General features: G+C 69.7%; 27 protein-coding genes and 1 tRNA gene. 16 read left to right on the forward strand and 12 right to left on the reverse strand.

Annotation, left to right across the window (positions count from 1 at the left end):
- From H5J29_RS01640 to metG, 3 genes are all read right to left on the reverse strand, one after another.
- Positions 1–216 (reverse strand): hypothetical protein (locus H5J29_RS01640; RefSeq protein ID WP_220186876.1); only part of this gene is annotated, 216 nt, incomplete at its 3' end.
- 274 nt (positions 217–490) lie between these two features.
- Positions 491–1,363 carry a TatD family hydrolase gene (locus H5J29_RS01645; RefSeq protein ID WP_181779088.1) on the reverse strand — a complete coding sequence of 291 codons (873 nt, stop codon included), beginning with the start codon at positions 1,361–1,363 and terminating at the stop codon, positions 491–493.
- 74 nt (positions 1,364–1,437) lie between these two features.
- Complete coding sequence (gene metG / locus H5J29_RS01650) at positions 1,438–3,228, reverse strand: methionine--tRNA ligase (protein WP_181779089.1); 1,791 nt, start codon at positions 3,226–3,228, stop codon at positions 1,438–1,440.
- Between the two features lie 134 nt (positions 3,229–3,362).
- Here metG and H5J29_RS01655 point away from each other — a divergent pair, with 134 nt between their 5' ends.
- Entirely contained in the window at positions 3,363–3,908 is a 546-nt protein-coding gene (locus tag H5J29_RS01655) for a hypothetical protein (RefSeq protein WP_181779090.1), read from the forward strand.
- 82 nt (positions 3,909–3,990) lie between these two features.
- Here H5J29_RS01655 and zwf read toward each other — a convergent pair whose 3' ends face one another.
- Positions 3,991–5,355, reverse strand: a complete 1,365-nt coding sequence (zwf, locus tag H5J29_RS01660) for a glucose-6-phosphate dehydrogenase (RefSeq protein WP_181779091.1) — start codon at positions 5,353–5,355, stop codon at positions 3,991–3,993.
- A 42-nt stretch (positions 5,356–5,397) separates the two neighbouring features.
- On the opposite strand from zwf, the gene H5J29_RS01665 reads away from it, so the two are divergent.
- Positions 5,398–5,880, forward strand: coding sequence for a cation:proton antiporter regulatory subunit (locus H5J29_RS01665; RefSeq protein WP_181779092.1), 483 nt, complete (start codon positions 5,398–5,400; stop codon positions 5,878–5,880).
- Complete coding sequence (locus tag H5J29_RS01670; protein ID WP_181779093.1) at positions 5,880–7,064, forward strand: cation:proton antiporter; 1,185 nt, start codon at positions 5,880–5,882, stop codon at positions 7,062–7,064. The genes H5J29_RS01665 and H5J29_RS01670 overlap by 1 nt, the downstream gene beginning before the upstream one ends.
- A gap of 22 nt (positions 7,065–7,086) precedes the next feature.
- Here H5J29_RS01670 and rsmI read toward each other — a convergent pair whose 3' ends face one another.
- Entirely contained in the window at positions 7,087–7,908 is an 822-nt protein-coding gene (rsmI, locus tag H5J29_RS01675) for a 16S rRNA (cytidine(1402)-2'-O)-methyltransferase (RefSeq protein ID WP_181779094.1), read from the reverse strand.
- Positions 7,909–7,932: 24 nt separating this feature from the next.
- Here rsmI and H5J29_RS01680 point away from each other — a divergent pair, with 24 nt between their 5' ends.
- Positions 7,933–9,540: a dolichyl-phosphate-mannose--protein mannosyltransferase gene (locus H5J29_RS01680; RefSeq protein ID WP_181779095.1), complete on the forward strand. Its 1,608-nt coding sequence runs from the start codon at positions 7,933–7,935 to the stop codon at positions 9,538–9,540.
- Between the two features lie 40 nt (positions 9,541–9,580).
- Here the strand turns inward: H5J29_RS01680 and H5J29_RS36065 are convergent, their stop codons facing one another.
- Positions 9,581–10,390: a DMT family transporter gene (locus H5J29_RS36065; RefSeq protein WP_181779096.1), complete on the reverse strand. Its 810-nt coding sequence runs from the start codon at positions 10,388–10,390 to the stop codon at positions 9,581–9,583.
- Positions 10,391–10,495: 105 nt separating this feature from the next.
- Here H5J29_RS36065 and H5J29_RS01690 point away from each other — a divergent pair, with 105 nt between their 5' ends.
- A complete protein-coding gene (locus H5J29_RS01690) occupies positions 10,496–11,113 on the forward strand; it encodes a helix-turn-helix domain-containing protein (protein ID WP_181779097.1) in 618 nt (205 codons plus the stop codon).
- Between the two features lie 6 nt (positions 11,114–11,119).
- Here the strand turns inward: H5J29_RS01690 and H5J29_RS01695 are convergent, their stop codons facing one another.
- Together H5J29_RS01695 and H5J29_RS01700 are read right to left on the reverse strand one after the other, a co-directional pair.
- Positions 11,120–11,908 carry a helix-turn-helix domain-containing protein gene (locus H5J29_RS01695; protein WP_181779098.1) on the reverse strand — a complete coding sequence of 263 codons (789 nt, stop codon included), beginning with the start codon at positions 11,906–11,908 and terminating at the stop codon, positions 11,120–11,122.
- Between the two features lie 73 nt (positions 11,909–11,981).
- Complete coding sequence (locus H5J29_RS01700; protein ID WP_181779099.1) at positions 11,982–12,554, reverse strand: hypothetical protein; 573 nt, start codon at positions 12,552–12,554, stop codon at positions 11,982–11,984.
- Between the two features lie 948 nt (positions 12,555–13,502).
- On the opposite strand from H5J29_RS01700, the gene H5J29_RS01705 reads away from it, so the two are divergent.
- The 3 genes from H5J29_RS01705 to H5J29_RS01715 all read left to right on the forward strand — a co-directional run bounded on the left by H5J29_RS01705 (position 13,503) and on the right by H5J29_RS01715 (position 17,355).
- Entirely contained in the window at positions 13,503–14,024 is a 522-nt protein-coding gene (locus H5J29_RS01705) for a hypothetical protein (protein ID WP_181779100.1), read from the forward strand.
- 15 nt (positions 14,025–14,039) lie between these two features.
- Positions 14,040–16,610, forward strand: a complete 2,571-nt coding sequence (locus H5J29_RS01710; protein WP_181779101.1) for a TIR domain-containing protein — start codon at positions 14,040–14,042, stop codon at positions 16,608–16,610.
- Positions 16,611–16,995: 385 nt separating this feature from the next.
- Positions 16,996–17,355, forward strand: coding sequence for a DUF8817 family protein (locus H5J29_RS01715; protein ID WP_181779102.1), 360 nt, complete (start codon positions 16,996–16,998; stop codon positions 17,353–17,355).
- A gap of 438 nt (positions 17,356–17,793) precedes the next feature.
- On the opposite strand, the gene H5J29_RS01720 is transcribed toward H5J29_RS01715, so the two are convergent.
- Together H5J29_RS01720 and H5J29_RS01725 are read right to left on the reverse strand one after the other, a co-directional pair.
- A complete protein-coding gene (locus H5J29_RS01720; protein WP_181779103.1) occupies positions 17,794–18,462 on the reverse strand; it encodes an HAD family hydrolase in 669 nt (222 codons plus the stop codon).
- Complete coding sequence (locus tag H5J29_RS01725) at positions 18,459–19,304, reverse strand: winged helix-turn-helix domain-containing protein (RefSeq protein ID WP_181779104.1); 846 nt, start codon at positions 19,302–19,304, stop codon at positions 18,459–18,461. The genes H5J29_RS01720 and H5J29_RS01725 overlap by 4 nt, the downstream gene beginning before the upstream one ends.
- A gap of 152 nt (positions 19,305–19,456) precedes the next feature.
- Here H5J29_RS01725 and H5J29_RS01730 point away from each other — a divergent pair, with 152 nt between their 5' ends.
- The 8 genes from H5J29_RS01730 (at position 19,457) to H5J29_RS01765 (ending at position 24,990) form a co-directional block, all read left to right on the forward strand.
- The gene (locus H5J29_RS01730) at positions 19,457–19,831 is read left to right on the forward strand and encodes a hypothetical protein (protein WP_181779105.1); all 375 of its coding nucleotides are present in this window, start codon (positions 19,457–19,459) and stop codon (positions 19,829–19,831) included.
- Entirely contained in the window at positions 19,831–20,085 is a 255-nt protein-coding gene (locus H5J29_RS01735) for a hypothetical protein (protein WP_181779106.1), read from the forward strand. The genes H5J29_RS01730 and H5J29_RS01735 overlap by 1 nt, the downstream gene beginning before the upstream one ends.
- A 302-nt stretch (positions 20,086–20,387) precedes the next feature.
- The gene (locus tag H5J29_RS01740) at positions 20,388–20,591 is read left to right on the forward strand and encodes a hypothetical protein (protein ID WP_181779107.1); all 204 of its coding nucleotides are present in this window, start codon (positions 20,388–20,390) and stop codon (positions 20,589–20,591) included.
- 2 nt (positions 20,592–20,593) lie between these two features.
- The gene (locus H5J29_RS01745) at positions 20,594–22,021 is read left to right on the forward strand and encodes an FtsK/SpoIIIE domain-containing protein (protein WP_181779108.1); all 1,428 of its coding nucleotides are present in this window, start codon (positions 20,594–20,596) and stop codon (positions 22,019–22,021) included.
- Positions 22,021–22,236, forward strand: coding sequence for a hypothetical protein (locus tag H5J29_RS01750; RefSeq protein ID WP_181779109.1), 216 nt, complete (start codon positions 22,021–22,023; stop codon positions 22,234–22,236). Before H5J29_RS01745 ends, H5J29_RS01750 begins: the two co-directional genes overlap by 1 nt.
- On the forward strand, positions 22,233–23,570 hold the full coding sequence (locus H5J29_RS01755; protein ID WP_181779110.1) for a replication initiator: 1,338 nt from the start codon (positions 22,233–22,235) through the stop codon (positions 23,568–23,570). Before H5J29_RS01750 ends, H5J29_RS01755 begins: the two co-directional genes overlap by 4 nt.
- Positions 23,567–23,767, forward strand: coding sequence for an excisionase family DNA-binding protein (locus H5J29_RS35710; protein WP_181779111.1), 201 nt, complete (start codon positions 23,567–23,569; stop codon positions 23,765–23,767). The genes H5J29_RS01755 and H5J29_RS35710 overlap by 4 nt, the downstream gene beginning before the upstream one ends.
- Positions 23,767–24,990 (forward strand): tyrosine-type recombinase/integrase, encoded by a 1,224-nt coding sequence (locus H5J29_RS01765; RefSeq protein ID WP_181779112.1) that lies wholly within the window; start codon positions 23,767–23,769, stop codon positions 24,988–24,990. Before H5J29_RS35710 ends, H5J29_RS01765 begins: the two co-directional genes overlap by 1 nt.
- A 77-nt stretch (positions 24,991–25,067) precedes the next feature.
- Here H5J29_RS01765 and H5J29_RS01770 read toward each other — a convergent pair.
- Positions 25,068–25,140: transfer RNA gene (locus H5J29_RS01770), tRNA-Ala, on the reverse strand.
- 45 nt (positions 25,141–25,185) lie between these two features.
- On the reverse strand, positions 25,186–25,812 hold a 627-nt coding region (locus H5J29_RS01775; protein WP_512700100.1), incomplete at its 5' end, for a SepX/GlpR family protein.

Here is a 25,812-nt window from a genome sequence, read left to right on the forward strand (position 1 = left end):
CGCGGGCTCGACCCGCGGCATCCCGCCGGTCGGCGCGTCCTCCGCGAACCAGTCCCGCACCACCGGGACCGGCGCCGTGAAGGTCTCCTCGACCTGCGGGAACGGGTCCGACGGGAGGTCGTCCTGCCACGAGCCGGGCACGTAGCCCGCGGCAGGCTCCTCGTCGTACTCCAGCCAGGGGCCAGCGGGCGCGGTACCCGGCGCGGTGTCCGGCATGGTGGCGGACGCGGCGGGTCGCTCGAGCTCCTCGAGGGACTCGAGTCCGAGGCGGACCCGGACCGCGCGCCGGTGCGCACGCGCAGATACGTCGACCACTGGCTTCCAGACGCTCGTCGGACCGGGCAGGGCTGGCGCCAGAGGGCGGGGAGACCCTCACGACGCCGGTGCTGGGGAGCGACCCATCCCGGCTGGGCGAATCACGGAACCGTAACGGGGTGTGGCCGACCGCTACGAGCCCCGACTGGGGGAACCGCGCCGAACGGTGCGTTGGCTACGCCGAACGAGGTGCCGAGCCGCCCGCCGACGTCACATCGGCGCCCGACGGCCACAGCCCCGTCCCGAAGATCCGCTGCGCGTTGCGCAGGATGGTCGCGGCGAGCGAGTCCTCAGGTGTCCCACGGAGTTCTGCCAGGCCACGCAGGGTCCAGGGCAGACAGAACGGCTCGTTCGCGCGGCCCCGGTTCGGGTGCGGGGTGAGGAAGGGCGCGTCCGTCTCGACCAGGAGGAGGTCGTCCGGCGGCACGGTGGCGGCCTCCTGCAGGTCCTTGGCGTTACGGAACGTGACCGGGCCCGCGAACGACAGTGTGTAACCGGCCGCGGCGCACTCCCGCGCCATCGCGGCGTCCCCGGAGAAGCAGTGGAAGACCACCCGCTCCGGCGCGCCCTCCTCGCGCAGGATCCGCAGGACGTCCTCGTGGGCGTCCCGGTCGTGGATCATGAGCGGCTTGCCGAGCCGCTTCGCCAGGTCGATGTGCCACCGGAAGGACTCCTGCTGGGCCTGCGGCGGGGAGTAGTCCCAGTAGTAGTCCAGCCCGGTCTCGCCGACCGCGACCACGCGGGGGTCCCCGGCGAGCCGCTCGATCTCCGCGAACTCCTCGTCCGTCACGGCGGCGGTGCGGGTCGGGTGCAGCGCCACGGCCGCCACCACCCGGGCGTCCCACTGCGCGGCCTGGACGGCCCACCGGGCCGAGGCCAGGTCGTCGGCGACGGTGACCGCTCCGACGACCCCCACCGCGGTCGCCCGGTCCATCGCGGCGGCGACGGAGGCCGCGTCGGTGCACCCACAGGCGTCGAGATGGGTGTGCGCGTCCACGGTCGGCGCCCCGAGCGGTTCGGGCGGCGCGGGCGGTTCACGCCGGCTCATGCGTCTCCCCACAGGTCGAGACGAACGTCAGTGTTGTTCGATCATGGTCCCAGCAGCACTGACGTTCATCTCGGCTACTTCTGGATCGGGGCCCACTCCGGGCCGGTCTCGCCGAGGGCCGCGTCGAGCTTCTGGAACAGGGGGCTCGGCTTGGCCAGCGGGGTGCCGACCTCGATCGGGCGGGACTCCCAGACGGCCTGCTGCGTCTCGTAGTCGCCGGTCAGGACGCTGTAGTCCGGGCCGTCGCCGAGGTCCTCGACGGAGCGGATCTCCGGCTGCGCCGCCCACACCCCCGTCCCGCCCAGCGCCTCGTGCACCTTCTGCGCGGCGTGCGGGAGGAACGGGGTGAGCAGGGTGTTCGCGTCGGACACCACCTGCAGGGCCGTGTGCAGGATCGTGTCCCGGCGGTCCGGGTCGTCCTTGCGCTTCCACGGCTCCTGGTCGGAGATGTACTTGTTCGCCGAGGACACCACGCGCATGGCCTCGCCGACCGCCTGCTTGAACCGGTTGCGCCGCAACAGGTCCCCGACGACGTCGAAGCTCGCCCGGGAGGCGGCCAGCAGCTCGGCGTCCTCCTGGGTCGGCGAGACCGGCTTCGGGATCGCGCCCACGTTCTTGTGCGCCATCGAGACCGAGCGGTTGACGAGGTTGCCCCACTCGTTGGCCAGCTCGAAGTTGGTGCGGCGGACGAACTCGTCCCAGGTGAAGTCCGTGTCCTGGTTCTCCGGCCCGGCGACGGCGATGAAGTACCGCAGCGCGTCGGGCCCGAACTCCTCGAGGAAGTCCCCCACGTAGATCACGGTTCCGCGGGAGGTCGAGAACTTCGAGCCGCTCATCGTGAGGTACTCCGACGACACGATCTCGTTCGGCAGGTTCAGCGTGCCGAACGCCCCGGGCTCACCGCCGTGGTCACCGGCGCCGTTCTGCCCCAACAGGATCGCGGGCCACATCACCGAGTGGAAGGTGATGTTGTCCTTGCCCATGAAGTAGTAGCCCTGGGCGGCCGGGTCGGTCCACCACTGCTTCCAGGCCTCCGGGTCCGGGCCGCGGCGGGCCCACTCGATGGACGCGCTCAGGTAGCCGATCACCGCGTCGAACCAGACGTAGATCTTCTTGAGCGGGTTGTCCGACCAGCCGTCGAGCGGGACGGGCACGCCCCAGTCCAGGTCTCGGGTGATGGCCCGCGGCTTGAGGTCCTCGATCAGGTTCGCCGAGAACTTGAGGACGTTCGGCCGCCAGTCCGTGCGGGTCGACAGCCAGCTGCCCAGCGACTCCGAGAAGGCGGGCAGGTCGAGGAAGAAGTGTTCGGTCTCGACGAACTTGGGTGTCTCGCCGTTGATCCGCGAGCGCGGGTTGATCAGGTCCGCCGGGTCCAGCTGGTTGCCGCAGTTGTCGCACTGGTCGCCGCGCGCGCCGTCGTACCCGCAGATCGGGCAGGTGCCCTCCACGTAGCGGTCCGGCAGCGTGCGGCCCGTCGACGGGCTGATGGCGCCCATCTGCGTCTTCGCGACGATGTAGCCGTTCTTGAACAGCGACAGGAACATCTGCTGGGTGACCTCGTAGTGGTTCGAGGTCGTGGTGCGGGTGAACAGGTCGTAGGAGAGCCCGAGGCCCTGCAGGTCCTTGGTGATCACGCCGTTGTACTTGTCCGCGAGCTGCCGCGGGGTGAGCCCCTCGGCGTCCGCCTGGACCTGGATCGGCGTGCCGTGCTCGTCCGTGCCGCTGACCATGAGGACCTGGTCGCCCGACATCCGGCGGAAGCGCGAGAAGACGTCGGAGGGCACACCGAAGCCGGACACGTGGCCGATGTGCCGCGGACCGTTGGCGTACGGCCACGCCACGGCGGTCAGCACGGAGGAGGTCATGAGATCAGGGTAGGCCCGCAGGTCGCGGCGCCCACGGCCGGGCGAACCTCGGCCCCGTCCGGCGCGGAGGCGATACGGTGACCCCATGGACGCCGCAGCGAGGCGCGCGGCCCGGCCCGGCCGCGCGTCGGGCCGTGTTCCGCGACGCGGGCCTGCAGCTCTGGGCCGACTCCGGCTGGGCCGCGGTGACCGCGCCCGCGGTGTGCGCGGCCACGGGGCTCGACGCCGCCGAGTTCGCCGCCGAGTACGACTCGGCCGAGGACCTGCTCGGGGACATCTTCGACGAGGGCACCGAGGACCGCGCCGCCGTCGTGCTCGCCGCGATCGAGGCGGCGGGGCCGAACCTCCACGCCCGCATCCACGCCTGCCTCGTCGCCGTCGCGGACCGCCTGGACGCGGACCCCCGGCAGAGCACGGTGCTGGTCGAGGCCGTCGGGTGCCCCTCGCTGCGGGCCCGCAGGCGGGCGGCCAACCGGGGGTTCGCCGCGATCATCGTGGGCGAGCTGGGGCTGGCCCAGCTGCCGATCGAGCCCGAGCAGCTGCAGACCGCGGCCCACTTCTGCCTGGGCGGTCTGGCCGAGCTGTTCCTCGCCAGCCAGGACGCGGGCACCGCGATCGACCGCACCCTGCTCGTGGAACACGGCACCCTGCTCTTCGAGGCGAGCCTGACCGCCCGCTGACCCGCATCGTGGAGCCACGACTGCGTCCATGACAGTGTCATGGACACAGATCGGCTCCCTCACGCGCAGCGTGGGCGGGGCGTCAGCCGAGGCGCCAACCCCGCGGCCGCGGCAGCTCCAGTGCCGCCTCGGGGCCCCACGAGCCCTGTGGGTACGACTCGACGGGCGGCGGGTCGGCGAGCACCGGGTCGCACAGCTCCCAGAGCCGCTCGACCTCCTCCGTGGAGGTGAACAGCGTGTGGTCGCCGCGGATCGCGTCGAGCAGCAGGCGCTCGTAGGCCTCGACGGCGGTGTCGTCGGGGAAGGCCTGCTCCAGCTCCAGGCTCAGCCGGGCGTGCGCGATGTCCAGGGCAGGCCCGGGCTTCTTGGCCCGGATGTCGACGTAGACCTTCGCGTCGTCGGTCAGCTCGAGGACCAGCTCGTTCGGTTCCCCGTCCGCCGTGCAGGGGAAGACCTCCAGCGGCGGCTCGCGGAAGCCGATGGTGATCGTGCGGCGGCCCTCGGCCAACGCCTTGCCCGTCCGCAGGTAGAACGGCACGCCCTTCCACCGCCAGTTGTCGATCCGGGCCTCCAGGGCCACGAACGTCTCGACGCGGGAGCCGTCGGCCACCCCGTCCTCGTCGCGGTAGCCCTCGTACTGCCCGAACACGACCTTCGCCGGGTCCAGGGCCCGGATCGCGCGGAAGACCTTGGCCTTCTCCTCGTGCAGCCCGCGCTCGTCGATCACCGTCGGCGGCTCGAGGGCCACGAAGCCGAGCAGCTGGAACAGGTGGGTGGAGATCATGTCGCGGAAGGTGCCCGTCGACTCCATGAACGAGGCCCGGCCCTCGATCCCGATCGCCTCCGGGACGTCGATCTGCACGTAGGCGACGTGCGCGGAGTTCCAGACCGGCTCGAAGAGCCCGTTCGCGAAGCGCAGGACCAGGATGTTCTGGACCGCCTCCTTGCCCAGGAAGTGGTCGATCCGGAAGAGCTGCTCGGGATCGAAGACGTCGAGCAGGGTGGCGTCGAGCTCCTTGGCCGTGGCCAGGTCGGTGCCGAAGGGTTTCTCCAGGACCAGGTGGGCACGCTCGTTCAGACCCTCCTTCTCCAGCATCCGGACCATCCCCTCCGCGGCGGACGGCGGGACGGAGAGGTAGACGAGGCGACGGGTCCCGTCGCCGAGGTCCTTCTCCGCCGCGGCGACGGCCTCGGCGAGGTCGGACCCGTCGTCCGCGCTCGACGCCACGAAGGTGATCCGGGACGCGAACTCGTCCCAGTCCTCACCCTCCTGCCGGACCAGCTCGCGAAGGTCGGTGTCGGGGGTGTGCCGACCCGAGCCGATGATCCGCACCTCCGGCAGCAGCCCGTTGCGCCACAGGAAGAACAGCCCGGGGAAGAGCTTGCGCTTCGCGAGGTCGCCGGTGGCGCCGAACAGGACCAGCACCTGGGGCGGGAGATCGGTCATGCGCTGGAACTACCCGGGCCGCGCGTGACCTACTCTGTGAGGGTGAACGTGGAGGTCACCCCGCTACCGGGGATCGGGGTCCGGAAGGACTTCGCGCTGCGCAACGGCCGCCGCGTGGGCGTCGTCACCCACCGGGACGGGCAGATCGAGCTGATCCTGTCCAAGTCCGACGATCCCGACGCCTGCCTGGCCGAGCTGCCCCTGACTGCGGACGAGGCCTCGGCGCTGGCCAACCTGCTCGGCGCGCCACAGCTCGTCGCGCAGCTCAACGAGGAGCACAAGGACCTGCCCGGGATCCACACCCGGCAGATCCCGGTGCGCGAGCAGAGCCCGTTCGACGGCCGGACGCTGGGCGACACCGCCCTGCGCACCCGGACCAGCGTGTCGGTCGTCGCGGTGATGCGAGCCGGCCAGGCGCACCCCTCCCCCACGCCCGACTTCACCCTGACCGCCGGGGACCTACTGGTCACCGTCGGCACGTCGGAGGGGCTCGACAACGCCGTCAAGATCCTGACCCACGGCTGATGGACCACACGGCACTCGAGCTGATCGAGCTCGGGGCGGTGTTCTTCGGGTTGGGGCTGCTCGGTCGGCTCGCGGGCAGGATCGGGCTCTCGCCGATCCCGTTGTACCTGGTGGGCGGCCTGTGCTTCGGCAACGGCGGGCTGGTCCCGCTGGGAGACATCGGCGAGTTCACGTCGCTGGCCAGCGAGGTCGGCGTCGTCCTGCTGCTGTTGCTGCTCGGCCTGGAGTACTCGGCCAACGAGCTGATGACGGGGCTGCGCCGCTCCTGGATGGGCGGCGTGCTGGACGTCGTGCTCAACGCCGCGCCGGGCGTGGCCGTGGCGCTGGTCCTCGGCTGGGGGCCGGTCGGGGCGATGGTGATGGGCGGTGTCACGTACATCAGCTCGTCCGGGATCGTGGCGAAGGTGCTGTCCGACCTCGGGCGGCTCGGCAACCGCGAGACGCCGGTGGTGCTCTCGATCCTGGTGTTCGAGGACCTCGTCATGGCCGTCTACCTGCCGATCCTCACCGCCCTGCTGATCGGCGTGACCTTCCTCGGCGGGCTGGAGGCCGTCGCGATCTCGCTCGTCGTGATCGCGGTGGTGCTGCTCGTGGCGCTGCGCTGGGGGCGGTACGTGTCGATGGTCGTCGACAGCCCGGACCGCGAGGTCTTCCTGCTCAAGGTGCTGGGTGCGGCGCTGCTGGTGGCCGGGATCGCGTCGGCGCTGCAGGTCTCGGCGGCGGTCGGGGCGTTCCTGCTCGGCATCGCGATCTCCGGCTCCACCGCGCACAACGCCACCCGGCTGCTGGAGCCGCTGCGAGACCTCTTCGCCGCGGTGTTCTTCGTGGTCTTCGGCCTGAACACCGACCCGCGGACGATCCCGCCGGTGCTGGGCTGGGCGGTCGTGCTGGCCGTCACCACCTCGCTCACGAAGATCGCGACGGGCTGGTGGGCGGCCAGGCGGGCGGGCATCGGGAAGCTCGGGCGGGCCCGCGCGGGCGCCGCGCTGATCGCCCGCGGCGAGTTCTCGATCGTCATCGCGGGCCTCGCGGTGTCCTACGCCGCGGTCCCCGCCGAGCTCGCCGCGTTGGCCACGGCATACGTGCTGCTCATGGCGATCCTGGGCCCGATCGCGGCGAGGTTCGTGGAGCCGGTGGCCAGAGCCCTGCAACGCAGGAGCACGGCCCCCCAACCCGCCCTGTGAGCGACCATCGCCACCCACGAGGTCAGGTCGCGGCCAGGGTCGCGTTGTAGAGGTCCCGCTTGCCCACACCCGCTGCCGCCGCCACGGCGGCGACCGCGTCCTTCAGGCGTTCCCCGTCCTCGACCCGCTCCTGCACCGCCGCCACCAGCGACTCGACGGGCGGGGCCGCGGTCGGGGCCGCTCCGGCCAGCACCACGGTGATCTCGCCGCGAACGCCCTCCGCCGCCCACTCGGCGAGCGCCGCGAGCCCGCCCCGCCTGACCTCCTCGTAGGTCTTCGTCAGCTCCCGGCACACCGCCGCCGCGCGGTCCCCGCCCAGCACCTCGGCGGCCAGGGCGAGGGTGTCCGCGATGCGGTGCGGCGACTCGAAGAACACGACCGCCCGCGGCTCGTGCTCCAGCTGGGCCAGCCAGCGCCGCCGGTCGCCGTCCTTGCGGGGGGCGAAGCCCTCGAAGCAGAACCGGTCGCAGGGCAGGCCGGACAGCACCAACGCCGTCGTCACGGCCGACGGGCCGGGCAGGCAGGTGACCTTCAGATCCTCGGCCGCCGCCGCGGCGACCAGCCGATACCCCGGGTCCGACACGGCGGGCATCCCCGCGTCGGACACGACGAGCACGGTCCGCCCGGCCCGCAGATCGTCGAGCAGCCGGGGCATCCGGGCCTCCTCGACGGCGTCGTAGTGGCTGATCAGGGCGCCGGTGTAGGTGACCTCCAGCGCGGCGGCCAGGGTCTTGAACCGGCGGGTGTCCTCCGCGGCGATCACGTCCGCGGTGCCGATCGCCTCCCGCAGCCGGGCCGAGGCGTCCCGAGCGTCCCCGAGCGGGGTGGCGGCGAGTACGAGCATGTCACTGAGCCTACGATTGCCGCGATGGAACCGACCCGGGGCGTGACACGACGCGACCGGGTCGTGGAGCCGGAGGACCACGAGGTCACCGGCGCCGTGGCCGTCGGGACTCCCCCGCCGTTGCGGGCTCCGGAGCCGGACCCGGTGGTCCGGCTCGGGCCGCCGATGCCCACGGACACCGCCCGCGGGTGGGTCCTCGCCGTGGCGTTGGCGCTGCTCGGCGGCGTCCTGCGGTTCACCGGCCTCGGCTACCCGACGGACGCGGGCACGCCCGTCTTCGACGAGAAGCACTACGTCCCGCAGGCCTGGCAGATGCTGCGCAACGGGGGCGTGGAGGACAACCCGGGCTACGAGCTCGTCGCACATCCGCCGCTGGGCAAGCAGCTCATCGCCGTCGGCGAGTGGATCTTCGGGTACGACCCGCTCGGGTGGCGGGCGGCCGCGGCCTTCTGCGGCACGCTGATGATCTTGATGATCGTCCGGGTGGGGCGGCGGCTCACCCGCTCGACCCTGCTCGGTGGCATCGCGGGCGTCCTGCTGATCTGCGACGGCGTCAGCCACGTCCAGGCCCGCGTCGGGATGCTCGACGTGTTCCAGGCCTTCTTCGTGCTCGCCGCCTTCTGCACGCTGGTCCGGGACCGCGACGACGTCCGCGAGCGCCTCGGCGCGCTCGTGGACCGGGTCGGGGAGAGCCCGTTCGGCCCGGTCCTCGGGGTTCGGTGGTGGCGGATCGCCACCGGCGTCCTGCTGGGCCTGGGCTGCGGGGTGAAGTGGTCCGGCGTCTACTGGATCGTCTTCTTCGGCGTGCTCAGCGTGCTGTGGGACGTCGCCGCTCGGCGCTCGGCCGGTGTCGCCCGACCCTGGGTGGGGGCGATCCGCCGAGACCTCCTCCCCGCCCTGGGCACCCTGGCGCTCCTGCCGGTCCTCACCTACCTGGCCTGCTGGTGGGCCTGGTTCGGCAGCGAGGTGGGAATCGACCGGCACGTCGTCGGGCGGGAGGTCGGGACCGGCGGGAGCTGGGCCTTCGTGCCCGACGCACTGCGCTCGCTCTGGTACTACTCCGGGCACGTCCTGGACTTCCACGAGAGCCTCGACACCCCGGCCGGGCAGCCGCACCCGTGGGAGTCGAAGCCGTGGACCTGGCCGATGGGCCTGCGCCCGATGCTCTACTTCTACGAGTCCGGCGCCGACGTCGTCGGCTGCGAGGGTGCCCCCTGCACCAGCGCCGTGATGCTGGTGGGCACGCCCGCCCTGTGGTGGCCCGCGATCCCCGTGCTGGGCTGGGCGCTCTGGCGCTCGGTCACCCGCGCGGACTGGCGCTACGTCGCCGTCCTCGTCGGGTACGGGGCGGGCTTCCTGCCGTGGTTCGTGAACATCGACCGGCAGATGTACTTCTTCTACATGACGCCGGTGGCCCCGTTCCTGGTGCTGGCCACCGTGCTCGTGATGGGCGACGTCCTGGGCCGGGCACAGCGCGCGGGCTCCGAACGGCGACAGACCGGCCTGCTCGTGGTGGGGCTGTGGGTCGGGGCGGTCGTCGCGAACTTCGCGTGGCTGTGGCCGATCCTGGTCGGCCTCCCGATCTCCCCGGCGCACTGGCAGGCCGAGCTCTGGCTCCCCTCCTGGCGCTGACCTGTGAGTGGCGATAGTCGCTGGAGCGACCGCTCACCGGTCACGCGCTCATCGCCACGCTGGCACCGATCGCGAGGACGACGCCCGCCATCTGGGCCGCGGTGAGCCGTTCGCGCAGCACCGCGCGGGCCAGCAGCACCACGGCGACGGGGTAGAGGGACACGATCACCGACGTCACGCCCAGCTCACCCACCCGCGTCGCGAGCAGGAAGAACACGTTCGCGACCGAGTCCAGGACCCCGCTCGCGACCATCAGCCACGGGTTGCCCCGGCCCTTCGGCCGCACCGCCGCGACGGCGAGCAGCAGCAGCGTGACCGTGGTGGCCCGGCCGACGATCAGCGGCCAGAGCCCCGAGTCCGACGGCGTGGCGTCGAGCGCCACGAAGAACAGCCCGAACCCGGCGCCGGAGGCCAGTCCGAGCAGCACTCCCTGCAGCGCGGCGCGCTCGCCGCGGGAGCCCATCGTGGCCAGCACGATCGCGACCAGCGCCAGCACCATCCCGCCGACGGTCAGCGGTCCCGGCCGCTCGCCCCACACGATCCCGACCAGCAGCGGGAGCCCGGCGGCGACGACGGCGGACAGCGGCGCGACCGTCCCCATCGGCCCCACCGCGAGGCCGCGGAAGTACAGCAGGAGCCCGGACACCCCGCACAGGCCCGCGAGCATCCCGGTGACGGCGGCGCTCCCGCTCAACGTGCCCCCGACCAGCCACAACCCGGGCAGGAGCGTCACCAGTCCGGCGGCCTGCGCCACCACGGTCACGCGCAGGACGGAGGCGCGGCGGGCGGCGAGCCCGCCCGCGAAGTCGGCGAGACCGTAGGCGCCCGCGGAGAGCAGGGCGGAGGGCACCGCGGGGATCATGCGAGTACAGCGAACTGGACGATCGAGAACACGCGGATGGACTGTACGAGGGGTTCACTGAACTGTCCACCTCGATACGACAGAATGGACCTCGTGCAGTCCCCCGACGACGTCGCCGCCTCCATCGGGCGCAACGTCCGCGCTCTGCGCAGGCAACGCCGGATGACCATCGACGCGCTCGCCGCGGCCGCGGGGCTCAGCCGCGGGACCGTGATCCAGATCGAGACCGCGCGGGGCAACCCGAGCATCAGCACGCTGGTGCACCTGGCCGAGGCGCTGCGCGTGGGCGTCACCTCGCTGGTCGACGGCGATGCCGCGCCGCGCGTCGTCGTGCGGCGCGCCGAGCAGGCCGTCCCGCTGTGGAGCAGCGCGGAGGGCAGCACCGCGGTGTTCCGGATCGGGACGGACCCGCCGGACGTCGTCGAGCTGTGGGACTGGACGATGCGCCCCGGCGACGCGTTCGAGGGCGAGGCCCATCCGGCCGGGACGCGGGAGGTGCTGTCCGTGCTCGAGGGCAGGCTCGGCCTGCGCGTGGGGCAGGTCGAGCACCAGCTGGGCGAGGGCGACACCGTGCTGTTCGAGGCGCACGTCCCGCACCGCTACTCCGGGGCGGGGGACGGGCCCGTCCGGTTCACGATGGTCGTGCTGCAGCCCGGGGACTCCGGTCTGGTGCCGCCGTCGGCGATCGCGCCCGCGGGCGACCCGGACTGACGGGCCTCAGGGGGCCGTGCAGGTGGGCAGCCCGAGCCCGCCGCGCGAGGCGGGCTCGAGGTAGACCTCGGAGAGGTAGCCAGCGCGCCCGTCGGGCCAGGTCAGGCGGTACCAGAGCGCGGAGCGGGCCCGGCCCGGGTTGTCGTCGGCGGGCGAGTCCAGGTTGTAGTTCCACATCTCCGCGCCGGTCACGGTGCACACCGCGGGCAGCAGCGCCCCGCTGACGACCTCGGTTCCCTCGACCTTGCAGCCGGTGCGCCCGCAGAAGGGCTCGGGACGGCTCGACAGGTACGCGGGCGTGGTGTCCTCCACCAGGTCCTCGGCGCCCAGCGCGACCTTGTTCTGCACCGTCACCACCGCGGAGGCCACCGCGGACGGCGGCGCCGTCGCCGGTCGCACGAGGAGGTAGACGATCGAGCCCGCCAGCACCGCGCCGACCAGCGCGGCGACCCCGGCGGCGACCGGGAGTCCCGGCCGACGGCGCGGTGGTGCGGGCGGCGGGGCGGCGGGATCGGACGCGGCCGGGTCCGCCCCCGTCATCGACAGCGCCGCGTGCCGCAGCGTCCAGTCCTGGACCTGCGCCTCGGTCAGCCCGATCGCGGAGAGGACGTCCGCCACGAGCTCGCGACGCGGCAGCCGCGGTCCCGTCCGGGCGTTGCCGATGGCGCTCTTGCTCCAGCCCGAGCGGTCCGCGGCGTCCCGGACCGAGACCCCCCGGCTGCTCAGCTCGTCGGCGAAGTCGGCGCAGAAGCGCTGTGGTGTGTCCCGTCCCTGCTCGATCGGCGTCTCCGGCACGGGCGGAGTATCGAGCGGAGCGCCTGCGCCGGGAAAGATCCGTTCGGCCCAACGACCGGCACGGTCAGCGCGGTCAGCAGCCGTCCAGCCGGAGCGGGCGGTGCACCGGGTCGACCGTGAGCGTGACGGGATCGACGGTCGACCGGTAGCCGCAGCCCTCGCCCGCGACCACATCCACCGTCCGCTCGTCGACGAACCGGACGCCGGTCGGCGGGGCCCCCTCGCTGAGGCCCACCCACACCGGCGAGTCCTGGGTCAGCAGCCCCGACCCCGCGCGCAGCCGCACCGAGTACGCCGGTGCGTCCATCGCGAGCGTCTCCACCTCCACGACGGCGAGCCGCAGCCGCGAGCCGTCCGGCCCGGCCACCTCGCTGACCACCGCGAGCCCCGGCGAGATCGCGATCGACGCCCACACGAAGACCGCCCACACCAACGCCACCAGCAGGCCGAGCGCGCCGACGAGGAACCGGGCCACCGGGCGGCGTAAGGCGAGCGCGACCCACACGGTCAGCAGCACCACCCCGAGCCCCACTGCGATCCCGGCGAACCAGGGCCGCACGAGCAGGTGGAGGGGATCGACGAGGGCGAAGGCCGCCACGGCGACCACGACCACCGCCACCCCGCCCAGCACCTTCTTCCGGATCATCGCGCCGGACCCTACTGCCCCACCCCCCGAGCTCACGCACGATCCTGACCGCCCGCTGCGACCTCGTCCGCGCCTGGGCACCTTGCCCTCGTCGGGCGGGCGCTATGCCGGACCAGCCGATATGTCGGCGCGCGACCGCTCCGAGGCGCGGGTGCGAACAGCTCGCGGGAAGCCCACGGCGGTCGTCCTCGGCCTCGTGTCTCTCGACGACCTCACATGCCGCATGATCACCGTTTCCGACCCTTCGACGCCGGGTGCGGCAGGCTCGTGATCATGCTGATCCTCCGGCACGCGCAGTTCTCGGTGACGATGGAGACCTACTCGCAGGCGTCGTCCGCGGCGACCAATGCCGCCCTGCGCAGGCTCGGCGACAGCCTGGGAGTCCGGCCCACTACCGCACACACGAGAACGGCCCGGCTCCCACTGATGGGACCGGGCCGCCCGAGCTGCTGTGGAGCTGAGGGGAATCGAACCCCTGACCTTCTCGATGCGAACTACCGGCCAGGCGGCCGACGAGGGTCGATCACGGCCCTGACCAGCCGCTGACGCTCGACGTGGGTCGAGCACGGACGGCGCGGTTGCTGTACTTCGCTGCTGTACGGCAGCACTCCCCTGCCCGCTGAGTGCCATCCCGTCGACCTGCTGCAAGCCGACCGCGCGGACGTCCGTGGGCGGCCCTCGACGCCACCGCCGGCCGACCTACGCCAGCTCCGCCCACGGGCGTCCGTGCGGTAGACCTCCGGGAGGTCGTCGGGATGACACGGGCCGCCATCCTGGAGACTTGCCCGCCCGGCGAGGGCGCTACTCGGTGGCTTCACCCCAGCGTTGACCTCCGCGTCTGGACACCGGTTGGTGACATCACCAGAAACACCGTGAACGTCTTTGGCGATAGTCTCCACGAGATCACAAGAACCTGGCAACCTGATGCAGCATTGATCGGAGACAGAAGTGCGGGCACCCAAGAGCGTTGAGGTTGGCCTCGACCTGAAGCTCTTCAAGGTTTCAGGAAGATGGGAACCCACCGATGAAGAGCGGAACGCCGCATGGGAACTCTACGTCGAGTTGATTACGAGAGTCGGCGTAGTTCCCCTGCGCGATGGCGTTCTCCGCGAGAGCCTTCACAGCCTGTATACGATCTTTGAGTCCTCCCGCCAGATACTTCGCAAGTACGGCCCGGCAGTTGCAGAGCCTAAGCCGAGCGGCGAGTTCAATTTCGGATATCTATGTGTCGCGATGCTAAACTACACTTTGCGCCCTCTTCTTTCTTACTGGCATCCAGAGCTTCAGTCCTGGGAGTCCTGCAGAGATTCCGAGAGATCAATCCGAGAGCATGAAGCGAGTTGGACGCGGGAGCAGGATCTAAGGAATGCATTGCACCAGACCGGCGACGAACTTCGGAGCTTCTCGCGTATTCTAGCGAACGCATGCGGTGTCCCCGACCTTAGCACTGCAGTTCCGAGTCGGACCTGAACGGACAAATCGGGAATGAAGAAGGCATTTATCTGCCACTCGTCGCACGACAAGGAGTACGCTCGCGCGCTGGCGAGCCGCTTGACGAGATCGAAGGTCAAGTTCGACGAGATTTCATTTGAGGCCGGGGTCGACTTTCGCAAAGCTATTGCAGATGGCCTTGACTCATCCTCTCTATTTGTGTTTCTTGCTTCGAAGCGCTCACTGGAATCGGCATGGTGCAGATTCGAGCTGGACGAAGCGGAGTTCCGGCGCATGGACGGAGGAATCGAAGGGCAGCTAGTGCTGATCATCGATACGGCTGTCTCCTTGGAAGATCTTCCAGTTTGGCTTAGACGATCCAAGGCCATTATTCAAACTAAGGCAGCACAGGCTTCCCGAGAGATACAGCAATCCTTGGTCTCAATGCTCCCCCTCACTGATCGCAAACCGCTAGTCGGAAGAGAAAAAGAGCTCAGTGATTTCTCCGCGAGATTCGTACCCGGCAATAGATTAGCGCCGCATTTCATTGTGGGCCGTGGGCTGTCAGGAGTTGGCAGGCGCTCAGTCCTCGAACGTGCTTTCATGGATACGCTAGACCTCCGCCTAGGCCCCTATTTTCAAGTCGACAACGCAACGACAACTGAAGATCTCTACTTGTTCCTCCTCGATGAGATGGCAGAGACAGGAAGGCAGGAAGATCTAAATCGACAACTTCATGCCTTTCGCCAGCTTGAAGACGGCGAAAAGACGACGGAATTATCCGGCCTACTCGCGGCACTTTGCGATTCCCCAGCCGCCCCGTGCTTGATCGACGAAGGCGGCCTCCTTGACCACAGAGGAGCTTACGCGAAGGAATGGAGAGATCTCTTCTCTTCATTCCTTGAGATGCGCTCAGACCGCTACCTGGCGGTTCTTCACACGCGCCGTCCAACGTCTTGGACGCCACACGAAGAAGAATTCTTTGAACTGAGAGTCGACCCACTTGACGATGGATTCACCCGCCTCCTGCTAACCCAGTTGATGCGGCGCGCTGGGGTGGTCCATGACGCACACAAACTCGAAGAGCTCGCTGAGTATGTAGATGGCTACCCTCCAGCAGCGATCTACGCCACCCAGCATGCCAAGCAGTATGGCCTTGATGTTCTATTAGCAGACAAACAAGATCTTTCAGCATTCAAGGCGAAGCAGTTTAGGAGATTCTTCAGCGAGTTAGATCTCACTTCAGTTCAATGGAATATCCTAACGTATCTCGGCAATGAGCGTGGGCTCCCATTTGGTCCACTCTCAGTGGCACTCGACATCGAGGACGAGACGCTGGCAGTGGCCATCAAGGGGCTTATCGACTTCAGTCTTATCCAAGTTAGGGCCGACATATACTCCATATCAGCACCTGCGCGCCAATCACTATACCAGGTGCGAGACTTCCCAAAGCAAAATTTCTATCAGAAGGTCGCTGAGCGACTCGATAAGGCGTTTTGGCGCGACGAGGAGAACGCCCCCTCCTTGGCCGTCATTGACGCAACCCTTCACGCATCGACACTGTCCGGGCGGCGTGATATTGCAAGCCCAGCTCAAGCCTTCCTGCGGTCTTCGACTATCCATCGCACCGCCAATGAAAGCTACCATCGAGCTGAGTACGAGCAAGCGCTTGAGTATTCACTTCGCGGACAGGAGTGGAAAGGAAGCGGGCAAGACTCTCGAGACCGCGAGTTGCGAGAGATCGCATATAAGTCACTCGTTCGACTCAAGCGGTGGCCCGAAGCCGAAGAAATGCTTAAGAAGATCGAGGATGCGGGTGACCGCCACTTCTATTTCCTCGACGGCTTCGGAAGTCGAATTCGTGGCAACTTGACCGATGCGCTCGCCTCGTTCAAGGCAGCTCGCGATACGGGAGACACGCGAATCGCTGTATATCGCGAAATTGCGTTCTGCTCATTCGGCCTGGGAGATCTGGCCGCAGCGTTGACTGCATGCGAAGCAGCACTAGCCAGAGAGAATCAGTCCCAGAATTTGTTCTTGCTGGATCTGCTGGTAAAAATCAACTTCGCACTGGGCGACACGGCTGCCGCCGAAGCGGCATTGTCACGATTGGAAGCGGCAGATGCCGCCGAAAGATTCATTCACCATAGACGGGCTACCTACTACCTCCACATTGATGATTTCGATCGGGCATTGGATGCTGCCAACGACGCAGTCAACGTTGGGCACGCGAAGTTCGAAGCGTACGCGCAGCGTGCTGGGATCTTGATCGAAGCGGGCAGGTTCATTGAAGCCGCACAAGCCATCGATGAGACCTCTACCAGATTCCCCCGCGACCGGAACGACGTGCTAATCGGATTGAGATGCAAGAATCTTACTCGCCAAGGACAATGGAGGGAGGCCATGCAAGTCTGGCGGCAACTTGAGAGTAAGAATAAGCCGGTGCATCAGGGGCTCAAGAGGGCCATTTTGGTACTCAAGGCGAAGGACTACTCGGTCGCACTTTTCGAACGCCAAAGCGCAATCCGCGAGGCCGAGAGCATTCTAGAGGAGCTAGAAGCTTTGAGCGGCGGCTCCTTTGTGGAGGCTGCGATGCAGGATGACAATGACTCGCCGTCGGATTAGGTTTTGGCGATCTCTGACGACTGCCCCCGGACCGGCCGGAGGCCGCAGCCGGGGGCCAGACGCCGCAGGCGTCCTTGATCAGGTAGAGAAAGTCTGAACCCCGCGGCCTCAGGCCGGGCGTCGCGTGCCAGCTGCGAATGCGGCACACCTGCTGGGCTAAGCGAGGACCCGGCCGCCGAATGTTGCTCGTGACATCGCAAGAGGGCGGCCACGAAGATGCTGACCCCGCTACGCTCGAACGGACGTCGAGGGGGGCGCCATGACTGACGTGTCGGATCAGACCGCGGTGACATGCGGATGCTGCGGACTCCAGCAGGCTTCGACGGAGGTTGCTCGACTGAGTCTCCATCCGGAGATCGCGCTGTGCGGGAGCTGCGTTCACAACATGGCTGGGCGGCTCGCCAACCGGCCCTCGATCATCCCGATCTTTCCGGTGCACGACATGGCCGCTGCGCGGGACTTCTGGACCCGCGCCGGTCTGCGGGTCGATGAGTACAGCCCCGAGTACGCCTTCGTCATGTTCGGTGAGTCCGAGCTGGCCCATCTGGACCTGCGGACGGGCCTTGATCCGGAGCGCAACGCGGCGGCCTGCTACGTCCACATCCCGGATCCCTACGAGTGGCACCGGCGATGGAAGGAGCAGGGCCTGCCGGTGACCGACATCGTGGTGGAGCCTTGGGGGATGGTGGAGTTCAGCGTGAAGGACCCGAGCGGCAACCTGATCCGGATGGGTCGGAACGACTGAGCTGGTCTCGGGCTGCCTGGCAGAGCCGCGAACGACAGGGGCCAACCGATGCGGGTCGAGCTATTGGTCGTGCCGGACTGCCCGAACGAGAGACTTGCCTATACGCGGCTTCGGCAGGCTCTCGACGAGGCCGGGCGCGCTGACACGGCCATTGAGGTCGTCACGCTCACCCAGGACTCCGTCGCCACCGCCGAAGTCTTCGCAGGCTCACCCACTGTCGTGATCGACGGCGTTGACCCGTTCGGTGACCTTGCAGTGCGAGGGCCTGAACTCTCGTGTCGCCTGTACTCGACTGGGGCCGGGCCGACCGGGGCGCCGGAACTGGATGCGTTGCGGCACGCTGTCGCAGTCGCGTCACAGGGCGTCGGTATGGGCACGGAGAGTGCACCTGTGGATCACGATGCCTAGGTGTGACTCGTTTGATCTTGTAGTTCGCGGTTACGCAGCGTGGGCGATCTCGTCCATGGACTTGATCAGTGCGTCGGGCTCGAAGGAGCGTAGGGCGCGGTCTTTGCCGGGTTTGTTGGCGTAGGCGATGGCGGCGATTCCGGCGGCTCGTGCGGCTTGGATGTCGGTCACGGAGTCGCCGATCAGGACCGCTTCAGTGGGCGCGGCGTTGCGTTCGTCGAGCGCCCGGCGGAGTAGGTGGGGCTCCGGCTTGAGGTCCTCCGTGCGCGGCCGGGTCCGGCCGACTACTCCGTCGATCTCGCCGTCGAGGCCGTGCTGGTCGACGAATGCCATGATCGCCGACTCGGAGTTGTTGCTGACGATGGTGATCGTGTGACCGCTCCCGCGCAGCGCCTTGATCGCATCCAGCGCGCCGGGTGTCGGCGTGGCGGTCAGGACCGTCTTGCGTTCCTCCGCGGCGAACGCCTGCTCCGCCTTCTCGGCCAGCTCGCGCTCGCGCCGGTCGAAGTGGCGCAGGACGACGAACGCGTCGTCGGCGATGGAGACCTCATGTGGGAGCTGAGCCCAACGCTTGCCCAGTAGCCGACGCATGGCGTCGCCAGACTCCCGTCCGCGGTTGCCAGGGAACACCGCGCAGACCGGGCCGTCGAAGTCGAGCAGGACGTGGCGGCGCTCCTCGAGGAGCTGAGCGAGCTTCACCGGGCGAACGGGCGTGCGACGCTGCCCCACACGCTGTCGAACCACATCTTCGACTGGGCGACGTACTGGGAGGCGAGGGTATCGGGGTCACTGTCAGCGCTGTGGTGGAACAGCGTGGCGTCCTTGCCCATGAGGTCCCACATAGGCACCTGGTCGCCGTCGAGCTTCACCGTGTGCTCCTGGACCGGGTAGTAGCCGAAGAACACCTCGGCATCGTTGATCACGTAGAGCTTGAACAGCGGTACCGCGGGCGCGACGCGCACCTCCGCGGCGGCGTCGGTGACGAGGCCGAGCTCGCCGAGCTCGTTGACCGCTTCGACGACGGCCTCGGTGTGGCGCTGCATGATCCCGGTCGCCCGTGCCCGGAACGCCGGGCTGTCCGCGAGCCCGTCGACCGTCGCCGGGAGTGTCCACGGCTGCGCGGGGTCCGGGACCAGGATCCGGACCCGGATCGACTCGGGGCGCACCTGGCCGGCGCGGATCTTGTCCAGTGGCTCGGACATCGCACCGTGCAGGGTCTCGCCGGAGAACCCGGCGAAGTCGACCTTGACCTTCTCCGCCTCGAAGGCCCGCTCGATGTGCGGTCGGAGCCCGACCGGACGCTCGGTGCGCTCACGCACGAAGACCCCGCTCCCCTGCCGGGAGACGACGAGCCCCTCCTCGCGCAGCACGCGGATGGCCTGCTGGGCGGTCATGCGGGCGACGCCGTAGCGCTTGGCCAGCTCGGGGCCGGACGGCAGCTTCTCCCCCGGCTTGAGCGAACGTGTCAGGATCGCTGCACGTAGAGCACTCGCCACCTGCCGATACGGCGGCCGCGGGTCGTCGGGGTCCAAGTCCTGCATGCCGCTCACCCTACGTGCCCCTCAATAGGCTGGCTAGGCCACCTGGGTGGACTGTGTCGCAACCTGACCAACATGACTAAGACGCACAGGCGGCACGTGCTACGGTCGAGACACGCCCCGAGAGCGGGGCACACTTCGACCAAGGAGCACCAGTGCGAGACATCCCCGTCAACCTCGGCGGCTACAAGCTCACCATCGTCGAGCCGCCCACCCCGAAGATGCGCGAGGACGCCAACGGCGCCCAGACGCCCGTCACCGACCGGGACGGCGCGACCCAGTTCACGGTGTCCTTGTTCGCGAAGCTGCGGGTCAAGCCCGGCGAGCGGGCCCCGAAGGGCGAGGAGATCAAGGTGACGCTGGGGACCGACCCCGGCCCCGACTTCGGCGAGGACGTCCGGGTCGAGCTGCTCGACGCCCGCGTCTCCCCCTACCAGATCGAGACCGCCGGACGGGTCAACGCCGGACTCGCATGGCGCGCGATGGGCATCAAGCACGCCCCCGCGCCGCGCCCGTCCGGGGAGAAGTGATGGCCCGGCCCGCCTTCCTGCCCACCACACATGTGGAGGTCGGCGTGCACGTCTACGAGACCACGCGCTACGCCACCCGCCTCTACCCCGAGCAGGACCGCGCCACGGTCCGCATCGACGGCTCCGACGCCCACGTGACCGTGTTCGGCCACCACAGCGACCTCGTCCGTCTCCGTGACGTCCTCGCGGAGGTCGTCACCCAGCTCGAAACCGCACGCAGCCAGACCAGCACCACCAGCACGACCGCGGCCTGACCGCCGCCGCTTCCGGGCACGGGGCAGCCGACCCCCTTCTGATCGGCGAAATCACAAGCAATTCCGCAGTGGCTGCCCCCTGCCCGAAACAGGCCCCACCGACCCAGAAGGCCCCCGATGAGCACCTGTCCCGACTGCACGGGCTCCGGCTCGTGCGACACCTGCCAGGGCTACGGCACGACCCCCGACACCCACCCGGGCGCCGGGGACGGCCGCGACTGCCCTGCCTGCCTCGCGGGTGAGTGCCCGACCTGCCACGGCACCGGAACCCCCTGTCCCGCAACCACACCCAAGGAGCCGTCATGTCTCTGACCGCCACCCGCACCCGGAAGGGCCGGGTCCGCCAGCCCGTCCACGGCGTCGGGCGCCTCGTCCGTCGCCTCGACCGCGAGCGCCGCCGCTTCCTGCACGCCACTACTCCGGAGATCCCCACCGAGCAGGCCTGGCGCGCCGGAGTCGCCGAAGGACTGCGCCTCGCCCAGCTCGCCATCCGCAAGGGAGTCTGACCATGCCCCGCCCCAGCAACCGCCCGTCCCTGAGCCACCACCGCGCCCGCCACGACACCGTCCGGCATTCCTCCCGCCGGGTCGGCGGCGAGTTCCGCGGTGTCGCCTGGCTCGTCCGCCACCCGCTGTTCGCGCTCGTCCCCGGCGCCCTGGTCGCCGCCTCAGTGCTCCTCGGTGCGCTCCCGACCGCGATCGGCGTCGGATCGCTCGCCCTTGTGGTCGTGGTCTGGGGACGGCTGCACCCGCCCTCCTTCGACCGCTGGGCCGCCCCCGCCCTGCGCGCCACCTGGCGACGCTGGACGACCTACCGCGGCCGCCGCTGGTCGTCTTTGCTGGCCGACTGCGGGCTCGCCCAGACCAACCACCACACGGGACACATCCACGCCCCGCGCGTGCTCCGCGTCCGCTCCGCCTCACCCACGCTCGACACGCTGCGTGTGCGACTGACCCGCGGACAGGACCTCACGCTCTGGACCGGCCGCACCGAGCCCCTCGCCGACGCTCTGCGGGCGCATCGGGTCGCTGTCGTCCGGCACCGTCCCGGGGTACTCACCGTCGTAGTGGAGCGGGAGATGCCATTCCGGTTCCCGATCCCCGCCCCCGCGATCCCCTCCACCGCGGACTCGGTCGATCTGTCGGCCCTGCCGATCGGGGAGGACGAGTACGGCCACCCCTTCGACCTCGGGGTGCCCGGCCGTCACGTCGCGGTGGCCGGTGCATCTGGCTCGGGGAAAGGCTCGTTGATCTGGTCTCCGCTGCGCGCCATGGGACCCGCCATCCGCGACGGGCTGGTGCGGGTGCACGTGATCGACCTCAAGGGCGGCGCGGAGACCCGCCGCGGGATCCCGCTGTTCCACCGCCACGCCACCACCGCCGCAGAGGCGATCGCGCTGCTCACCGACGTCCGCGACGAGATGAAGGCCCGCCAGCGACTCATGGCCGAGCAGAGCCTGCGCCGCCTCGACGTCAGCCCGGCGACCCCGCTGGACGTGGTGATCATCGACGAGATGGCGATGCTCACCGCCTACGGCGAACGCGCCGACGTTCGGGAGGCGTTGCGGCTGCTCGCGGAGATCCTCACCCAGGGCCGGGCCTGCCTGACCTCGGTACTGGGCTATGTGCAGGAGCCGACCAAGGACGTCGTCGATGTCCGGGACCTGTTCACCACGCGGATCTGCCTCGGCGTCACCGCCGCCAGCCATGTCGACATGATCCTCGGGGACGGGGCTCGCGAACGGGGTGCACTGGCCGACGAGATCCCCGGCGGCGACGACCACGCCGGGATCGGCTACGTCATCGACCAACGCTCACGGCTGCCGATCCGCTTCCGCGCCTGCCTGGTCACCGACGCCGAGATCGACGAGCTCGTGCAGCAGTGCGCACCGCCCGCCACGCCGGAGCTGCGCGCGATCGACGGGGAGGCTGCGTGATGTGGGCCGTCACCGGATGGGCCGCCGCGACCTGGCTGCGCGTCACCCTCGCTCTCGCCGCCGTCCTCGGAGTCCTCTGGCTGCTGCTCGGTACTGGCTCTGGCTGGTTCTGGGCCGCCGTCGTAGGCGCGGTCCTGGTCGAGTGGCAGACGACCCGCGCTCTGGCCGCTGAGTGGGGCTACGAGGCCCGCTACACCTGGTGGTGGACCCGATGACCTATGACCACGATCTCGACCTGACCGCCCGGCTCCGCTCCTTCGACTACCCCGCCTGGCGGGCCCGGATGGAGGCCACCGGCGGCTGCGCCCACCCGGTCCGGCTGCGCGGCTCCTCGACCATCACCACGACCGCCGGAGAGGTCCTGGCCCAGCGCTCCGGAGAGGTCTGGGCGCCCTGCGGCAACCGCCGTGACACCGTCTGCCCCGCCTGCTCCGACCGCTACGCCGCCGACGCCTTCCACCTCATCCGCGCCGGACTCGCCGGCCAGGAACGCGGCGTCCCGGCCTCGGTCACCGACCGGCCTCGGGTGTTCCTCACCCTGACCGCGCCGTCGTTCGGATCTGTCCACAGTCGACGGCTCACCGCCCGCGGCCGGGTCATCCCCTGCTCCTGCGGGCGCCACCATCAGGCCAACGACCCCAACATCGGCGGAGCCGTCGACCACGACACCTACGACTACCAAGCCGCGGTGCTCTGGCAGGCCCACGCCGGGAAGCTCTGGGCCCGCTTCGCCATCGCCCTCCGCCGCGCCCTCGCCGCCCGCCTCGGCGTCTCAGGGCGCCGCTTCGGCACCCTCGCCCGGCTGTCCTACGCGAAGGTGGCCGAGTACCAACGCCGCGGACTCGTCCACTTCCACGCCGCGATCAGGCTCGACGGACCGGATGGGCCTGCGGACCCGCCGCCCGTGGGGATCACCGCCGCAGGGCTGCACGACGTCGTCCGTGAGGCCGCTGCCGCAACCGTGCTCGACGTCGCCCGACCCGACGGAACCATGCTCACGCTGTGCTGGGGCGCCCAGCTCGACCTCCGCGAGATCACCCCCACCGCCCACGACGCCGTCACCGACGACAGCGGCGAGATCACCGACACCCGCCTCGCCGGGTACATCGCCAAGTACGCCACCAAGGGCACCGGCAAGACCGACGGGCACCCGGACCGCCCGATCCGCTCCCTGGCCCACCTCGAGCACATGGCCCTGGCCGACCACCACCGCCGGCTCATCGAGACCGCCTGGCACCTCGGCGGGCTCACGCAGTACGCGGAGCTGAACCTGCGCAAGTGGGCGCACATGCTCGGGTTCCGCGGCCACTTCCTCACCAAGAGCCGCGCCTACTCCACCGCGTTCCGCACCATCCGCGGAGAGCGCCGGGCCTGGCGACTGGCCGAGCAGCTCGCCGAGCTGGGCCACTCCGCCGACGAGCCCGTGATCGTCGTCAACGACTGGCACCTCGTCGGCATCGGCCATCACACCGACACCGACCGAGAACTGGCCCTCGCCCATGCAGAACGCATCCGAGACGACCGACGCACTGCCAGGAGGACACCGTGACCGCCTCGTCGACCCGCCTCGTGGTCCGCTGGCACACGGTCGCTGAGGTGGCCGTGATGCTCAACTACGGGCTCTCCAAGACCAAGATGCTGGTCGCCACCGGTGAGATCCGGTCCTTGAAGGACGGCCGCCACCGCAGGGTCCTGCCCGAGTGGGTCGACGAGTACGTCCAGCGCCGCGCCGCGGAGGCTGCCTGATGACCACGAAGGCACGCGCGAACGGCGAGGGCTCGATCTACCCGCACCGCAACGGGTTCGCCGCCTACGCGTGGGTCCAGACCCCGGCCGGGGCGCGGAAGCGCAAGTACGTCTACGGCAAGACCCGCGACGAGGTGCACGGCAAGTGGCTCTCGCTCCACCAGGCGGCGAAGGCCGGGCCCGTCGCGACCACCGTGCCGCGCCTGGATGCGTTCCTCGCGTCCTGGCTCGCCGAGGTGATCAAGCCGAACCGGGCGCCGCTGACGTACGTGAACTACGAGCTGTTCGTCCGCCGGTACATCGTGCCGGGCATCGGAGAGCGGCGGCTCGACCGGCTGCAGGTCCGGGACGTGCAGCAGTGGATCAACACGCTGCCGACCCTCTGCCAGTGCTGCGAGCAGGGCAAGGACGAGCGGCGGGAGGAGAAGGCGCGGCGCTGTTGTGCTCGCGGGCTCTGCTGCCACGACGTCCCCAGCGCGCGCACCATCAGCGACATCCGGGCCTGCCTCCGCTCGGCGCTCTCCCACGCCGTCCGCTCGGAGCTGGTCACGCGCAACGTCGCGCAGTTCGTCACCCTGCCCTCGGTCCGCAAGAAGAAGCGCAAGGCGTGGACCACCGACGAGGTGCGGATCTTCCTGGAGTCCGCCCGTAGCGCGCGGGACGCGATGTTCGCGGCCTACGTCCTGGCCGTCGTCCTCGGTCTGCGAAAGGGCGAGATCCTCGGGCTCACGTGGTCGGATCTCGATCTCGACGGCGGCGAGCTGACGGTCGGCCGCCAGCTCCAACGCGCCAGCGGTGAGCTGCTGCACCGCGAGACGAAGACCGAGGCGTCGGACGACACGTTGCCGCTGCCGGAAGTCGTGATCACGGCTCTGCGGCACCGCCAGGAGGTCCAGCGCGCGGATCGCGCGAAGGTTGGCAGGGCCTGGCAGGACACGGTGGGCCTCGTCTTCACCACCAAGAGCGGGTTGCCTATCGAGCCGCGCAACTTCAACCGCTCCTGGGACAACCGCTGCGCGCGCTCCGAGGTCCGGAAGATCACCATTCACGACGCCCGGCGCTCCTGCGCGACGCTCCTCGTCGACCTCGACGTCCACCCGCGCGTGATCATGCGGATCCTCCGGCACGCCCAGTTCTCGGTGACGATGGAGATCTACTCGCAGGCGTCCTCGGCAGCGACGAAGGCCGCGCTGCACAAGCTCGGCGACAGCCTCGGAGGGTGACTCACTGCTGTACTTCGCTGCTGTACACGCAAAAACGGCCCGGCTCCCACACAGGGGACCGGGCCGTTGAGCTGCTGTGGAGCTGAGGGGAATCGAACCCCTGACCTTCTCGATGCGAACGAGACGCGCTACCAACTGCGCTACAGCCCCAGGCCTGCAGGCCTTCCGGCCGTGCAGGAGAGACCTTATCAGGGGCTATTCGCCCGCCGCACGGCGGTACCCGCGGGTGGTCTCCTCGGCGTCGAGGGGGAGCTCGTCCTCCTCTTCGTCGACGTCCACGAGCTGCGTTCCCGCAGGAAGCGGCGGTGCCGGGGCGGGCTGCAGGCGCGGCAGGGCGGACTCGAACTCCGGCGTCGCCGCACCGCCGTCGAGGGTCCGGCGACGCGCGGGCAGCACACCGACGGGCTCGCCGGTCCCCCGGACGCGGCCGGTGCCGTCGTCGGTCGTCCAGTCCTCGTCGGAGTGCCCGGCGGTCGCGGGGTCCGCCCGGTCCTCCCGGTGGTCCTCGCCCTCGTCGCCCTCGTCGTCGTCCGCGTAGTACCCGGTCTCGGCACGGCCCTGGTCGCCGACCTCGCGGCCGCGGCGGGCCCACTCGTCGAGCGCCGGGTCGTCCGCCGCCGAGGCACGCCTGGTGCCTGCCATCCGTGCCGCCCTGCGCGCCCGGATCGCCTCCTCCATGCGCACCTGGCGCCGCAGGTAGACCAGGTACCCGACGAGCGCGAGGTCGACCAGACCGTGCACCCACCACAGCGCCGGCATGCTCAGGGCCGCGACCACCGCCGTGACCACGGCCAGGACGAGCAGGCCGATCACCACGCGCTG

This window comes from Pseudonocardia pini (assembly GCF_013870575.1).
GTDB classification, from domain to species: domain Bacteria; phylum Actinomycetota; class Actinomycetes; order Mycobacteriales; family Pseudonocardiaceae; genus Pseudonocardia; species Pseudonocardia pini.

Coding starts and splice junctions, on each gene's coding strand:
- H5J29_RS01645 (WP_181779088.1), bottom strand. CDS start 1,363: ATGAGCCGGCGTGAACCGCCCGCGCCGCCCGAACCGCTCGGGGCGCCG.
- metG (WP_181779089.1), bottom strand. CDS start 3,228: ATGACCTCCTCCGTGCTGACCGCCGTGGCGTGGCCGTACGCCAACGGT.
- zwf (WP_181779091.1), bottom strand. CDS start 5,355: ATGACCGATCTCCCGCCCCAGGTGCTGGTCCTGTTCGGCGCCACCGGC.
- H5J29_RS01670 (WP_181779093.1), top strand. CDS start 5,880: ATGGACCACACGGCACTCGAGCTGATCGAGCTCGGGGCGGTGTTCTTC.
- rsmI (WP_181779094.1), bottom strand. CDS start 7,908: ATGCTCGTACTCGCCGCCACCCCGCTCGGGGACGCTCGGGACGCCTCG.
- H5J29_RS01680 (WP_181779095.1), top strand. CDS start 7,933: ATGGAACCGACCCGGGGCGTGACACGACGCGACCGGGTCGTGGAGCCG.
- H5J29_RS01700 (WP_181779099.1), bottom strand. CDS start 12,554: ATGATCCGGAAGAAGGTGCTGGGCGGGGTGGCGGTGGTCGTGGTCGCC.
- H5J29_RS01710 (WP_181779101.1), top strand. CDS start 14,040: ATGAAGAAGGCATTTATCTGCCACTCGTCGCACGACAAGGAGTACGCT.
- H5J29_RS01715 (WP_181779102.1), top strand. CDS start 16,996: ATGGCTGGGCGGCTCGCCAACCGGCCCTCGATCATCCCGATCTTTCCG.
- H5J29_RS01725 (WP_181779104.1), bottom strand. CDS start 19,304: ATGCAGGACTTGGACCCCGACGACCCGCGGCCGCCGTATCGGCAGGTG.
- H5J29_RS01735 (WP_181779106.1), top strand. CDS start 19,831: ATGGCCCGGCCCGCCTTCCTGCCCACCACACATGTGGAGGTCGGCGTG.
- H5J29_RS01740 (WP_181779107.1), top strand. CDS start 20,388: ATGTCTCTGACCGCCACCCGCACCCGGAAGGGCCGGGTCCGCCAGCCC.
- H5J29_RS01745 (WP_181779108.1), top strand. CDS start 20,594: ATGCCCCGCCCCAGCAACCGCCCGTCCCTGAGCCACCACCGCGCCCGC.
- H5J29_RS01750 (WP_181779109.1), top strand. CDS start 22,021: ATGTGGGCCGTCACCGGATGGGCCGCCGCGACCTGGCTGCGCGTCACC.
- H5J29_RS01755 (WP_181779110.1), top strand. CDS start 22,233: ATGACCTATGACCACGATCTCGACCTGACCGCCCGGCTCCGCTCCTTC.
- H5J29_RS01765 (WP_181779112.1), top strand. CDS start 23,767: ATGACCACGAAGGCACGCGCGAACGGCGAGGGCTCGATCTACCCGCAC.